Annotated in this window: 14 protein-coding genes; 3 read left to right on the top strand and 11 right to left on the bottom strand. The window is 61.7% G+C overall.

Annotated features, from left to right (window positions below):
- Positions 1-31 precede the first annotated feature (31 nt).
- Both ACUN0E_RS11670 and ACUN0E_RS11665 read left to right on the top strand, forming a co-directional pair.
- Positions 32-334: an ArsR/SmtB family transcription factor gene (locus ACUN0E_RS11670; protein WP_325044586.1), complete on the top strand. Its 303-nt coding sequence runs from the start codon at positions 32-34 to the stop codon at positions 332-334.
- An 85-nt stretch (positions 335-419) separates the two neighbouring features.
- Complete coding sequence (locus ACUN0E_RS11665; protein ID WP_445566667.1) at positions 420-1,481, top strand: alkene reductase; 1,062 nt, start codon at positions 420-422, stop codon at positions 1,479-1,481.
- Positions 1,482-1,671: 190 nt separating this feature from the next.
- Here the strand turns inward: ACUN0E_RS11665 and ACUN0E_RS11660 are convergent, their stop codons facing one another.
- Positions 1,672-2,199: a GNAT family N-acetyltransferase gene (locus tag ACUN0E_RS11660; protein ID WP_445566666.1), complete on the bottom strand. Its 528-nt coding sequence runs from the start codon at positions 2,197-2,199 to the stop codon at positions 1,672-1,674.
- A 136-nt stretch (positions 2,200-2,335) separates the two neighbouring features.
- Here ACUN0E_RS11660 and ACUN0E_RS11655 point away from each other — a divergent pair, with 136 nt between their 5' ends.
- Positions 2,336-2,983: a VTT domain-containing protein gene (locus tag ACUN0E_RS11655; RefSeq protein WP_445566665.1), complete on the top strand. Its 648-nt coding sequence runs from the start codon at positions 2,336-2,338 to the stop codon at positions 2,981-2,983.
- On the opposite strand, the gene ACUN0E_RS11650 is transcribed toward ACUN0E_RS11655, so the two are convergent.
- The 10 genes from ACUN0E_RS11650 to ACUN0E_RS11605 form a co-directional block, all read right to left on the bottom strand.
- On the bottom strand, positions 2,977-3,474 hold the full coding sequence (locus ACUN0E_RS11650) for an SRPBCC family protein (protein WP_445566664.1): 498 nt from the start codon (positions 3,472-3,474) through the stop codon (positions 2,977-2,979). The two genes, ACUN0E_RS11655 and ACUN0E_RS11650, sit on opposite strands and share 7 nt — an antisense overlap.
- Complete coding sequence (locus tag ACUN0E_RS11645) at positions 3,471-3,809, bottom strand: ArsR/SmtB family transcription factor (RefSeq protein ID WP_054039157.1); 339 nt, start codon at positions 3,807-3,809, stop codon at positions 3,471-3,473. The genes ACUN0E_RS11650 and ACUN0E_RS11645 overlap by 4 nt, the downstream gene beginning before the upstream one ends.
- A gap of 3 nt (positions 3,810-3,812) precedes the next feature.
- The gene (locus ACUN0E_RS11640; protein ID WP_445566663.1) at positions 3,813-4,274 is read right to left on the bottom strand and encodes a VOC family protein; all 462 of its coding nucleotides are present in this window, start codon (positions 4,272-4,274) and stop codon (positions 3,813-3,815) included.
- Positions 4,275-4,369: 95 nt separating this feature from the next.
- Positions 4,370-5,203: an IclR family transcriptional regulator gene (locus tag ACUN0E_RS11635; RefSeq protein WP_408235838.1), complete on the bottom strand. Its 834-nt coding sequence runs from the start codon at positions 5,201-5,203 to the stop codon at positions 4,370-4,372.
- Positions 5,204-5,290: 87 nt separating this feature from the next.
- Positions 5,291-6,832 (bottom strand): AMP-binding protein, encoded by a 1,542-nt coding sequence (locus ACUN0E_RS11630; protein ID WP_445566662.1) that lies wholly within the window; start codon positions 6,830-6,832, stop codon positions 5,291-5,293.
- Positions 6,833-6,856: 24 nt separating this feature from the next.
- Positions 6,857-8,638: an ABC transporter permease subunit gene (locus tag ACUN0E_RS11625; RefSeq protein WP_408391387.1), complete on the bottom strand. Its 1,782-nt coding sequence runs from the start codon at positions 8,636-8,638 to the stop codon at positions 6,857-6,859.
- A 19-nt stretch (positions 8,639-8,657) separates the two neighbouring features.
- The gene (locus ACUN0E_RS11620; protein ID WP_408235621.1) at positions 8,658-9,728 is read right to left on the bottom strand and encodes an ABC transporter ATP-binding protein; all 1,071 of its coding nucleotides are present in this window, start codon (positions 9,726-9,728) and stop codon (positions 8,658-8,660) included.
- Between the two features lie 11 nt (positions 9,729-9,739).
- A complete protein-coding gene (locus ACUN0E_RS11615; RefSeq protein WP_408520674.1) occupies positions 9,740-10,801 on the bottom strand; it encodes an ABC transporter substrate-binding protein in 1,062 nt (353 codons plus the stop codon).
- Positions 10,802-10,847: 46 nt separating this feature from the next.
- Positions 10,848-11,609 (bottom strand): enoyl-CoA hydratase/isomerase family protein, encoded by a 762-nt coding sequence (locus ACUN0E_RS11610; protein WP_445566661.1) that lies wholly within the window; start codon positions 11,607-11,609, stop codon positions 10,848-10,850.
- 515 nt (positions 11,610-12,124) lie between these two features.
- Positions 12,125-13,507, bottom strand: coding sequence for an MFS transporter (locus tag ACUN0E_RS11605; RefSeq protein WP_408391385.1), 1,383 nt, complete (start codon positions 13,505-13,507; stop codon positions 12,125-12,127).
- Positions 13,508-13,593: the final 86 nt, after the last annotated feature.

Below are 13,593 nucleotides of genomic sequence, written 5' to 3'. Positions count from 1 at the left end.
GCCCGTTGTCGATGACCTGAAACTGACTCACATGACGCTCGATATCGACGCGATTCACAAAGCGCTTGCCAACCCTGTTCGGCGGGAGATTCTCGGCTGGCTGCGCGAGCCGTATGCGCATTTCTCCGACCAGGACCTGCCGCTCGACTACGGCGTGTGCGCCGGCAAGATCGACGCGCGCTGCGGCCTGTCGCAGTCCACCGTGTCGGCGCATCTCGCCGCTTTGCAGCGGGCCGGTCTCGTCACGTCGAAGCGGGTTGGTCAATGGGTGTTTTTCAAACGCAACGAGGCCGTCATTCAGGCGTTTATCGAGCACATGAACACCGGGCTCTGAACGCGTCATCCACATCGCCACGCTTCTTTCATCATGCAGTTTTTTAAGGCTAGGGCCACGTGCCCGCCACCCAAGGTGAACTCATATGCCGACTCTTTTTGACCCGCTCCAGATTGGCGACATTACGTTGTCAAATCGCATCATCATGGCGCCGCTCACGCGTCAACGCGCTGAAGAAATCCGCGTGCCGAACGCGCTGATGGCGAAGTACTACGCCGAACGCGCCACGGCAGGGTTGATCATCAGCGAAGCCACTTCGGTCACGCCGCAAGGTGTCGGTTATGCCGAAACTCCGGGCATCTGGTCGCAGGAACAGGTCGAAGGCTGGAAGATCGTCACGAACGCCGTGCACGCAGCCGGCGGCAAGATCTTCCTGCAACTGTGGCACGTCGGCCGTATTTCGGACCCGCTGTTCCTGAACGGCGAACTGCCGGTCGCGCCGAGCGCCATCGCAGCCCAAGGTCACGTGAGCCTGGTGCGTCCGGAGCGTCCATACGTGACGCCGCGCGCACTTGAACTCGACGAAATCGCCGGTGTCGTCGACGCGTTCCGCAAGGGCGCCGAAAACGCGAAGGCGGCAGGTTTTGACGGTGTGGAAGTACACGGCGCGAACGGCTATCTGCTCGACCAGTTCCTGCAGGACAGCACCAACAAGCGTACCGACACCTACGGCGGCCCGATCGAAAACCGCGCCCGCCTGCTGCTCGAAATCACGGACGCCTGTATCGACGTCTGGGGCGCGAACCGTGTCGGCGTGCACCTCGCACCGCGCCGCGATTCGCACACCATGGGTGATTCGGATCCGGCAGCGACCTTCGGTTACGTGGCACGCGAACTCGGCAAGCGCAAGATTGCGTTTATCGCCGCTCGCGAAGCGCTCGGCGACGACCGCCTTGGCCCGCAACTGAAGAAGGCATTCGGCGGCCCGTACATCGCGAACGAAAAGTTCACCAAGGAAACTGCGCAGCACGTGCTCGACGCGGGTGAAGCGGACGCGGTGGCATGGGGTCAATTGTTCATCGCGAATCCGGATCTGGTGCGCCGCTTCGAGACGAACGCTCCGCTGAACAAGCCGAATCCGGCGACGTACTATGCACGCGGAGAAACCGGCTACGTGGACTATCCGACGCTGGAAACTGTCGAGTAAGGACTTGAAGCCTGCGGAGCATAAGCCGCCTCGTTAAAGCGGCAAGTTACCCGTACTACGCTGCAAGACCACGCGGCGGGTGTGGCCGGAACGTTATCCGGTCACACCCGCCGCACTCTTTTTATGCACCGGACGTTGCGCGCGGCACACATGCCCCGCGCCACAAGCAACCCAGGCCCCGCGCCCGCTGTCATGTCAGATCTCGCCGCATGAACACGCGCTTCGATTCGTCGAGTCCTCGCGCGATATGTGCGGCGCGCCGGGCGATCAACGCCGCATCGAGATCGGCCTCCTCGATATCGCGAAAGCCTAGCTGCCGATAGTACGGCGCATTCCACGGCACCTCGCGAAACGTCGACAGCGTGAGTTGCGTCACCTGTTGTGCAAGCGCGCGTTGCGCGACCTGCTCGATTAGCGCAGCGCCGATGCGTTGCCCGGCATGCGACCTCAACACGTCGACCTCCTGAACGTAGAAGCACCCGGGCTGCGGCTCGAACATTACGAACCCCACACAGCTCGCATCAGCATCCACGGCGACGACGATCTGCTGCGCGTCGATCTTGCGATAGACGAATTCCAGCTCCATCGGCGCTGCATCGGCGATACCGGTCATGCCGACGCTGACAAAGCGCTGGCCTGCCTCGAATTCGATCGTACGGATAGCGTCTGCATCGTGAGGCCCGGCAAGGCGGAATGTGAAGTTGGAAGCGTATTGCATAAGCGTTTCGTAGAGATTTTTCAGACGTGGTTCGGCAACGCAGGCTTCAATATTGACATCACCACCGCGAAATAAACAAGTGCCCGCGCCGCCACAGGACTAAACTCCTGAACACCTAAATCCCTTTCGAACCAAGATGGATTTCATGCATGTGCTGCAGGTCGCCCTGCACTTCGACCAGCACCTGAGCGGTTTGATCGTGCAATACGGCACGGCCGTCTACGCGATGCTGTTTCTCGTCGTGTTCGTCGAGATCGGCTTCCTGCCGTTATTCTTTTTGCCGGGCGATCCGCTGATTTTCATCTGCGGGGGTCTGGCCGCAACCGGCGCGCTGAATGTGTGGCTCGTGATCCCTGTGCTGTTCGCCGCCACCGTGGCCGGCAGCATTGTCGACTATGCGATCGGCCGCGCGATCGGCGAGAAAGTCTATACCGCCGACTACCGCTGGCTCGACAAGAACGCATTGCGTAAAGCGCATGCGTTTTACGAAGCGCGCGGCGGTCTGACCTTTCTGCTGTCGCCGTTCATTGCCGTCGTGCGTACATTCGCGCCGTTCGTCGCCGGCGTTTCGCGCATGACGTTTGCACGTTTCGTGTCGTTCGTCACGGCGGGCGCGGCGCTGTGGATTGGGTCGCTAGTGGCGGCCGGCTATCTGTTCGGCAATGTGCCGCTGGTGCGCGATCATATGAGTTCGATCGTGCTGCTGGGGGTCTCGCTCGGCGTAGGATCGCTGCTGGTGAGCGCCGTGTGGCGCTTCGTCAACCGAAGGTTGCGCGCTCATTGAAGCGGCGCCGCGGCCTGTACCTCTGAACGTAGAGACGCCAGCAAAACCTGCCACCACTCGCCGTGCCGCAACAGAAACACGCGCTCGGGGAAATGGTGGCGCGCCACATGGTCCTGCGGCACCGTATCCCAGCCGCGATGCTCGACCGTCACGCGCGTTTCGTCGCCCACCGCTTCGAAACGCACCTCGACATGCGTGTGCTGCGCCTCGGTGAAACTGGCCTGATGCCAGCCAAATGCCAGGCGCTCGCCCGGCTCCCAGGCCGTGACTCTGCCGATCTCGAACACGCGGCCGTCCGGTTGTGTTTCGACGAGGCGCCCGTGTTCGCCACACTCCGGCGAAGATTCGAACGACAGCATGCCCGCGCCTTGCGGCGTGAACTGAAACAGCGCGTTCGGCCGCCACCATCTGCCGATCTCGCGCGTGAACACATCGAATGCGCGCTGCGGTGTTGCCGCAACGCGTAGCGACACCTGCACGCGCGAACTCATTCCTGCTGCTCCAGATGCGCCTTGAACGACAGCAATTGCTCGGACCATAAAGCTTCGGTCTGTTCGAGCCATGCCTTCAGTTCGCTCATTGGCGCCGATCGCAGCACGTAAAGACGCACGCGCGCATCGACACCGTCATGCGATTCTTCGATCAACTCGCTCGAGCGCAGCACACGCAAATGCCGGCTCATGGCCTGCGGCGAAAGACCGGTGGCTTGCGCGAGTTCACCGGCGCGCATCGGCTGCTGGCTGAGCAGATCGACCACCTGACGCCGGTTCGGATCGGCTAGTGCGGCCAACGTGCGGTCGAGCGAGACGCTGGCTGGCAATCCCATCGCTTATACCCAGCCTTCGATTTTCAGTCCGCTCACGCGCTCAGCTTCCTCGCGCGACACCTCGCGAACCGTCTGACCGAAGCTCCAGACGTGCCCTTCCGGATCGCGCGCCGCATAAACACGGTCGCCGTAAAACTGATCCGCCGGCTCGCGGGTGATTACGGCGCCCGCGGCGCGCGCGCGGGTGCAATGTTCGTCGATACCCTCGCGCAGCTGCACATGCACCGATTGCGTATTCTTGCCACCGATCGAAGCCGGGCTCGCCGCGTCTTCCGACCATTCGCGGCAGATCATTACGTAGCTGTCGCCGAAGCGCATTTCCGAGTGGCCCAACTGGCCGTCGCTATCCGTGATCACCATCTGACGCTCGAAGCCGAACGCTTTCTCGAGCCAGTCGAGCGCGGCAAACGGGTCCTTGTAGTACACCGACGCGCCCAGCGAAGGACGATGAAACGGCCCGTTCATGATTGCCTCCTTTTATAAACCTTCCAGTTAATATTTAACACTATAGTTAAACAAATCGGAAAAGCAAGGAGGAGTTTTTGTATTCAGACAGAGCCTTAATCCGCTCTTCGCCGCGATGAAATCGCGGATGCCGTCGATATCACAAGGTCGGCAAAGCGCCGCTCGTCGCGATCCGGCTGCCAACGCGGCCGCGCAACCGCGATATTGACCGCACCGACCGCACGCCCCTGCGCATTCGTAATAGCTGCTGCCGTAGAAATATCACTGACGAAGTACTCGTCTTCCGTATGTGCATATCCCTGCTTGCGAATCTGCGCAATGCGCTCCTTGATTTTGCGCGGCTGATAAACGGTAGCCGCCGTGTACGCCACCAGATTCGTGCGGCCAAGAATATCGTCGATCTCGTCGTCGCCGAAGGTAGCGAGAATCGCGAGTCCTGGCGCGGTGCAATAGGCCGGCAAACGCGAGCCGGTAATCACATGCGCGTTGAAAACATTGCGGCTGACTATGCGCAGCACGAAGATAATGTCCGTATCGTCGAGAACCGTGAGATTGGTGGCTTCCTCGGTCTCTGACCCAAGTTGCTGCAAATACGGCGTGGCACGGCTGACCAGATCGTTCGAGGTCAGATAGTGGTACGTGAAATCGAGCAGCTTGGGCGACAATTCGTACTTGCGGCTATCCGGGTCTTTGAACAGATACCCAAGCGCTGCAAGCGTGAACGTAAAACGCTGTGTAGCGCTCATATCGAAGCCCGTGAGGGCGGCAATCTCCGAAAGCGACAATTGCCGCTTGCTGCCGTCGAACGCCGTGAGCACGGTCATCGCTTTCTCGACCGACTGCACATACAGGGAAGACGCAGTCGGGTCGGCAGCGGCTTGCGTGACGGCGGTCGCGTCACTCTTTTTCTTACGCGGGGGTTTGGACAACGCAGTGGTCACGATAAAAACCTGTTGTTCTAACAGGTAATCATTATCGCATGAAGATAATAGGTTATCTATTGGCGATAGACCTTGTCATGCTGCTACCTTGCTGATTCGGTCCCACGCATCGCTGAGGTCGCGCGGGAGAAGATGTTTTTTTACCCGCTCGCTAGGCGTCAGTTCAAAGTGAACCACCGCCCGATAGTAACGCGGCAACTGGAAGCTGGCGAGACGTTCCGCAGCCCACGCATGCATCGACTCCCAGTCGACGGCGGCGTCCCTGAACTGCACGTTCAGCAGAATATCCTGCTCACCGATCTCCGAAGCCACGCCGATCGCCGCGCTTGCGAGAATTGAGGGATGCTGCGCAAACACGCGCTCGATCTCCCATGCAGACACGTTCTCGCCACGCACACGCATGCTGTCCGTGCGGCGCCCGACAAAGAACAGGTCGCCGTCGGCGTCCCGGCGTGCACTATCGCCGGTGTGCAGTTTGCCGTTGCGCAACGCCGCTCGCGTAGCCTCGCCATTCTTCAGGTAGGCCGGCAGAAAGGCGCCCTCCACACGGCTCGACAACACAATTTCGCCCGCCTCGCCGTCCGCGACGGCCTGGCCGTTCTCATCGAGCAATTCCACGTCGATCCACGGCAATGCCTTGCCGACCGAACCGGGCTTGCCGTTCGCGTTGAGCGTGGCGAAACTCGAGCACTCCGTCATGCCATAGCACTCGCGCAACCGCACCTGCAAGCGCGATTCAATCGCCGCCCAGGCCGATGCACTCACGCCCGCGCCCCACGCCACGCGAATCGTGTGCGCGGCGGGTTGGGCCTCGGCAGGAAGCTGCATCAGAATATCGAGCACGCCACCGAGATAATGCAATTGCGTCGCGCGCGAGCGGGCGATCTGAGCCCAGAACTGCGTCGCGGAAAAACGCGCCACGACGTCGAGCTCCACCGGCTCCAGAAAAGGCACCAGCAGCATTTGCGCACCGCCGATATGGCACAGCGGCTCCCACAATAACAGCCGGTCACCGGGGTGAATGTCGGCGACCCGAATGGCGGCTTCGCTCGCGATACGCATCATCCGGTGCGTGAAGATAACGCCTTTCGGCGCACCTGTCGTACCGGACGTGTAGATCACGCACAGCGGATCGGATGGTTCGATATGGGGCGCACACAGGCATGCGCTGGTATCGTCGGCGCCGAAGGCCGGCATCTGCACGCGGGATGTCCGGCCGCAATCGACGCCGTCGATCACTTCATCGAATCTCGGCTCGGACACGAGCAGTTTCGGTTCCGCGTGGCCGAGCAGGTATTCGAGCCCGGCCCTGCGCAGCCTGGTATTCACCGGCACCCACACCAGCCCGCTGACAATCAGTGCGTAAATGATGTGAATATGTTCCGGGCTGTTGCCGAGCATAACGGCCACGCGGTCGCCGGCCACGAGACCCTGCCTGACGAACCAGCGTTGCAGGTGGGCGACACGCCGCGCGGTTTCGGCGCGGGGGATCGCATGTTCATTGACATGGAGCATGGCGCCGGCGGCTGTATCACGCAGGCCGGCAACGATCAGCGGTGCGCAGTCCAACGCATCCTGCGGATAACGGTGAGCAAAGTATTCTGAATAGCTGTGCATGGCAAAAATAGGAAGACGAAACGGTTAGCGTGTCGTGCGGCGAAGCCGGGACGAAATGAAGACAACCAGCGCGATCAGCACGATCAGCGTCGTGGACACCGCTGCTAGCGTCGGCGTAACGGCAAGCTGGATGTCGTCCCACATCTGTTTGGGCAGCGTGGTGTTAATGCCGCCGCTGACGAAAATCGCGATCGTCAGGTCATCGAACGACACGATGAAGGCGAACAGGAATGCCGCGGTAACGCTTGCCATCAACAGCGGCAGCACGATAGTCGCAATGCGTCTGGCGGGTGAAGCGCCCATCACCCGGGCAGCGTCGTCCAGACGCCAGTCGAATTGCCGGAAGCCCGCTGCGAGCGTCACCACCACATAGGGAATCGCCAGTACCGTGTGGCCGATCACAAGTCCGGCATTGGTGCCCGTCAGCCCGAGAGTCGCAAACAGATACAGCAGCCCCACCGCCACCACGATGCGCGGCACGATCAGCGGAGCCACCAGCAAAGCGAACAGTGGTTTGCTCGCGCGCTGCGACATGCGGGTCAATGCCAGCGTCGCACCGAAGCCCAGCGCGAGCGACAGCACGGCCGTGCCGAGGCCCACTTCGAACGAGCGGATCAGCGCGCTCTGCCATACCGGCGATTGCAAAAACGTGCCGAACCAACGGAGACTGAACAGTCGCGGCGGAAACGCAATGAAGTCGCTGCGCGTGAACGCATACGGAATGACCGACAGCACCGGCGCAACCAGTACCGCAAGCACCGCAAATGTGTAGATACGCAATGGACCGAAGCCGCTATCGGCGCACGGCGCCGCACCCATACGGCGTCTGACGAGCGGTGCGGCCAGCCTGCCCGCGGCCATCAGGAGCGCAAGTTTTATGCCTTGCGCACGCGAGCCGCGGCGCTTGTCCTGCACCTCGCCCGTCAGCGACGACAGACCAACCATCCGGTCGTAGACAAGGAAGATCACGATCGAACACAGCAGCAACACCGTCGACAATGCGCCGGCAAAACGCATGTCGAACAGTTCAAGCACCGACGAGATCACCAGTTGCGCGATCATCGTTTCCTTCGGCGAACCGAGCAATGCGGGCACGATGAAAAAGCCGAGGCTCGAAATGAACACGAGCAAACCGGCCGCAGCGACACCTGGAGAGGAAAGCGGCAGAAACACGGTGAAGAAGCTGGTGCTACGCTCCGCACCGAGCGTTTCGGCGGCTTGCGCGAGACGATCGTCGATGCCGCGCATCACCGGCAACATGGTCATGACCGCGAGCGGCAACATCGCGTGAACCATGCCGATCAACACACCGGTCAGCGACGGAATCGTGCCGCTGGTTTCGCTTACGAGGCCCAGCGCCAGCGCAATGGTCGACAACACGCCTGTCTTCGACAGCAACAGCATCCACGCATAGGTCTTGACGAGGTAGCTGGTCCAGAACGGCAGCATGATCCAGAGTAGCCACCGTTCACGTGCACGGGCCGACAGCCGGCTCAGCAAATACGCAACCGGATAGCCGAGCAGCACGGCAATCGCGGCCGTCATGAATGAGATGGAGAAGGTGATCCACAACACTTTCGCGTAGACCGGCGTGCGCGCGATCCGCTCGAACTGGCCGAGGCCGAACGTGCCGTCGGCATTGAAGAGCCCGCCTTGCAGAATCTCGCCGACCGGCACGATGAAGAAGACCAGCAGGAACAACAGCGTCGGAACGATCGGCAGAAAACGGATCGACTGCGCGAGCCATCGGAAGCGGCGTGGGCGCGCCGTGTCGCGCGAAGGCTGAGCCTCGAGAGCAATGGTCATGATTTTTCCCTGGCGTCGGTCAGGCACGCAGCAGCGTGGTGCGATGCGGGTCCCACACCAGACCGACCGTGTCGCCGACACACGGCGACAGGCTGCGTTCGCAACGCACACTCAGGTGGCTGCCGTCGGACAATGTCAGTTGCACGCGGGTATCGCTGCCAAAGAACACAATGTCGGAGATCGTCCCGTCGAGGAACCCGCTCTTCGGCTCGACCAGACGCGGCGCTTCCGGACGCAGCAGCAGACAATGTTTTGCGCCCGGGGACCCCGGCGCGCCGGTGCCGGTTTGCGGCAATGGCACGCGAGCTCCGGCGGTCAGCAAAATCGCCTCGCCGCGCGGGCCACGCGCATGATCGACGGCGCCTTCCAACAGATTCGAATGACCGATGAAACTGGCCGCAAAACGCGTGGCTGGCCGGTCGTACAGATCGACGGGTGTACCCACCTGCTCGATACGCGCCTGATTCATCAGGCAGATGCGATCGGAGAGCGTCAACGCTTCGTCCTGGTCGTGCGTCACGTAGACGAAGGTCGCGCCGAGTTCCTTGTGCAAGCGGCGAATCTCGGACTGCATGTGCTCGCGCAATTTCTTGTCGAGCGCACCGAGCGGCTCATCGAGCAGAATCACAGAAGGCCGGTAGGCGAAGCAGCGCGCCAGCGCGACGCGTTGCTGCTGGCCGCCCGACAGCTCTTTCGGGTAGCGCTTCGCGTAATCGTTCATGCGTACCATCGTCAATGCGTCGTCGACGGCTCGCCTGACGTCTTCGCGCGATTTGCGGCGCATCCGCAAGCCGTACGCCACGTTATCCCACACGCTCATATGCGGAAACAGCGCATAGCTCTGAAACACCATGCCGATGCCGCGCTTGCCAGGCTCCACGTGCGTCACGTCGCGGCCGTCGATTTCGATGCGCCCTGCCGTCGGTGCGACCAGTCCGGAAATCATCTGCAGGAGCGTGGTCTTGCCGGATCCGGAGGGACCCAGCAAGGTGAGAAATTCGCCGGCCTGCACGGTCAGATCGGTAGGTTGCAGCGCGGCGGTTTCGCCGTAGTTCTTCGCAATCCCGATCGTTTCAAGTTTCGCACTCATCGCGCCGCTCCTCAGGAAATAATCCAGGTATTGAAGCGCTCGGTCACCTTCTGACGGTTGTCGGCCCACCATTGCGGACTCGGCAGGCGCATGTTGCGCAGATTGTCCGGCGCGGTCGGCAGAATGGCGGCGCGAGCAGCCGGGATCGAGTCGAACGCCTTGCGGTTGGTCGGACCGTAAGCGAGCGTGCCGGTGAGCATGGCCTGGCGCTGCGCATCGCCGCAGAAGCGCACGAACTGCCGGGCGAAGTCGGCGCGCGGGGTGCCTTTCGGAATGCCCCACCCTTCGATCGAATAGAGTCCCTGGTTCCACACAATCGCGACCGGCGCGCCGCCGTCGCGCGCGGCCTGGGCACGGCCGTTCCACGCCGAGATCATGTCAACGTCGCCGCTCTGGATCGCCTGCATGGCCTGCGCGCCGGACGTCCACCAGATGTTCACGTACGGCTTGATCCGGTCGAGACTGCGGAAGGCGCGATCGACATCAAGCGGGTAAAGCTTGTCGAGCGGAACCCCGTCGGCCAGCAGCGCCTGCTCGAGCGTGTCCAGCGGACTGCGGCGCAAACAGCGCCGGCCCGGAAAACGTTTGACGTCCCAGAAGTCCGCCCACGATTTCGGACCGTTTTGCCCAAACTTGTCCTGCCGGTAAGCGAGCACGGTGGCATAGACATCGACGCCGAGCCAGTTCGGCGTCACCGCTTCGGCCATTACATCGGGGAAGTCGCTGCCTTTCAAGCCGATCGGTTCGAGAAAACCTTTTGATTCCAGATACGGAATGTCTGCGGAAAGCGTGAGCGTGGTGACGTCCCAGACATAATTTCTGGTTTGCACCATCGCCGCAAACTGCGCAACCGGTTGGGATTCACGCGCAACGCTCACCACCTTGATGCCGGTGGCTTTTTCGAAAGGGTCGTAAAACGCCTGGCGATACGCGGTGGTGTACGGACCGCCGGGATCGGAAACGATGATCTGTTTCGACTGCGCGCCGGCCAGTACCGGAATGGCGCCAGCGAGTGCGGCACCGCCAACGCCTTGCAGAAAGCGGCGCCGGGTCAGGTTGAAGTCTTGCGTCATGCTCAGGTCTCCCGCACAGGATGAAAAGAAACGGTCGCGGTTTGCTTTACTTCGCGCGTTCGCGGAAGAACGCTTCCATCATTCGCGCCGGCTCACCGGAGTCGTAGGCTTCTCGCTGGATACGCGCGCCCGCCTCGATCGCGTCGCGAAAGCTCGGCTCCGTCATCTCGCGGAAACGCTGCTTGTCGAGACGCATCGCGATGGGCGGTTTGGCGGCCAGTTCAGTGGCAATTTCGAGGGCCTTGGCGAACACCTGATCCGCCGGGACGAGATGATGTATCAGCCCGATGCGGTGACATTCTTCGGCCTCCATCAGACGGCCGGTCAGGGTCAATTCGATGGTGCGGGACATACCGAGCATCGCGCTCATGATCCACGGGCCAGTTGTGCTGGCGATCCCCGCGTTGATCTCCGGCTGCCCCATGCGCACGCCAGGATGGCCGACGCGGATGTCGCCGAGCAATGCGACCTGAAACGCGGAGCCGGCTGCCGTACCGTTCAAGGCCATGACGAGCGGCTTCTTCAGTCCACGCAGAACCGTGTAATAACGCTCCCACTCCTTGACCCATGCGACCGCGCGCTCGCCATCGAAGTCATGCGCCTCCGACAGATCTTGCCCTGCGGAAAACGCACGGTCGCCCGCCCCTGTCATGACGATCGCGGCAACACCGTCATCCGCGTCGAAACGCTCCAGGGTGTCGATGATCATCTCGCGCATCGCGGTAGTCCACGCATTCAGGCGCGCCGGGCGATTCAACGTGATGACGGCGACGCGCCCATGGTTTGAAACAAGGATGTCTTCGTTCATTTGTTATCTCATAGAGATAGTTGATGGTGTATTGCAATATACGTTTACCAAAATACACACGCAAGGTGAAATTGGCCCGGGGTTTACGCGAGGGGCGCGCGCCATTGGTCAGCGCTCGGAGGCGAAATAGATGAGGGGCAAGGGGGAAGAAACTGCCGGGGTCGCGTGGGCCGAGGTGGCCTCACTTACCTGGCGTCAAAACGGCGAACGACCATCAGCGCTCTGTGCAAGCGCCGCCGAATGAACCAGTTTTTGCCGCGAAATACACTGTTGGCGAGCCGGCCCAGTTCTTGTTTGCAAGCCGGCAAAAGACCGCCTGCAACCCTGGGCCAACTTTATTTGCTACGTGGACAAACCGTAGACGGAGAACAAGTCCCGTTTCATCAACAAATTAGCCCGTCATCTCAGACCAGATTTCGTCCATCCGGAACTATCAGCGCCACCGGCTAAAGAGAGCCACGAACGAGCGAGCGGAGCGGAGCGGACGCCTGCCGCCCCCGCCCCTAAAGCACGCCCTATCTGCGCCAGCGCAACGGACGGCGCAGATGGTGCCGCTCCAGCCGCACTGCGGCGCTCACCGGGACAAACGCTGGCATGCCGTCCATCTGTCCGCCTTCAAGCCGCTCGCGCTCCTCGTCGGCCTCGACCGTTCTGGCCGGATCGATGAAAAGTGCGGCCACGATCCCCACCCCCAGCAAACATGCGGAAATCGTAAACGGCACGTTGTAACTGCCGGTTGTCTCGATCAGATAACCGAACACCACGGGCGATATCATGCCGGCGACGCCGAAGCCCGTGTTCATCATGCCGCCCGCCGTACCCGCGTAGCGACCGCCGATGTCGAGCGGCAAGGTCCATAACACCGGATTCGTGATCTCGAGAAAGAAGAACGACGCCGACAGGAACACCACCGCCATCAATGGATTGGTCGCGGACACCATCGGCAGCAGGAACGCGAGCGAGCCGCCCATGCCCACCACCAGTACGGCACAGCGCGCAAAGCGCAGTCGGCCGGTGCGCTTGTAAAGCCGGTCCGAGACCACGCCGCCCAGGGTATCGCCAATCACGCCCGCGAGCAGCGGCAACGCCGTGAACAGTGCCAACTGCTTGAGATCGAAGCCGCGTGCTTCCTTCAGGTACGAAGGCAGCCAGGTCAGATAGACCCATAGCAACCAGCCATAACAGAAGTCGACGAACGTGACGAGCCACATGCGGCGCATCAGTTTGCGCCACGGCGTGGCCGCACGCTTGGCGCGTTCGCAGTCGCCGGCACGATAGCCGATCTCCGCCGTTTCCTCGGGCGTCACGCGCCGGTTCTGCTCCGGGGAGTTCGTAAAGACGCAGAGGTACAGCACCGTCCACGCGAGACTCGCCACGCCGAGCAGAATGAACGCGTCGCGCCAGCCGCCCGTCACCACCACCGCGAGCACGAGCGGTGGCGTCACCGCGCCGCCGAGGCGGGCGAAGCTATGAGTGATGCCTTGAGCGAAACCACGCTCCGCCACCGGCATCCAGTAGGTAAATGCGCGCGTGGCCGTCGGGAACGCGCCGCCCTCACCGATTCCGAGCGCGAACCTCAGTGCGACCAGCATCGCGACACTGCCGGCGAATCCGGTGGCGAGCGTCGCCGCCCCCCAGATCAGCGACAGCACAGTGAGCACGAGCTTAGGTCCGTATTTGTCGGACAGCCAGCCACCGATGACCTGCATGAACGCATACGGATAGGCGAAGGCCGAGAACACGAGGCCGAGCTGGACCGTGGTCAGCCCCATTTCGTGCCGGATGATAGGGCCGGCCACGGCAATATTCACACGGTCGATGTACGAGATGAAATACATCAGACACATGACGGCCAGGATAATGTGGCGCGTCTTCACACGCCGCTTGTGCGTTTGCATGCTGTCTCCTGTCTCTCTTATGTGACGCCAGAGGCGCCTGTAGTCGTTCGATCCGTACGTCGGTACTGCGTCGAGTCGCGTGCGCG

The sequence above is a fragment of the Paraburkholderia sp. D1E genome, from assembly GCF_052682275.1.
Note: the sequence above shows the minus strand (reverse complement) of the source record. Positions and strands in the feature narration are given on the sequence as shown.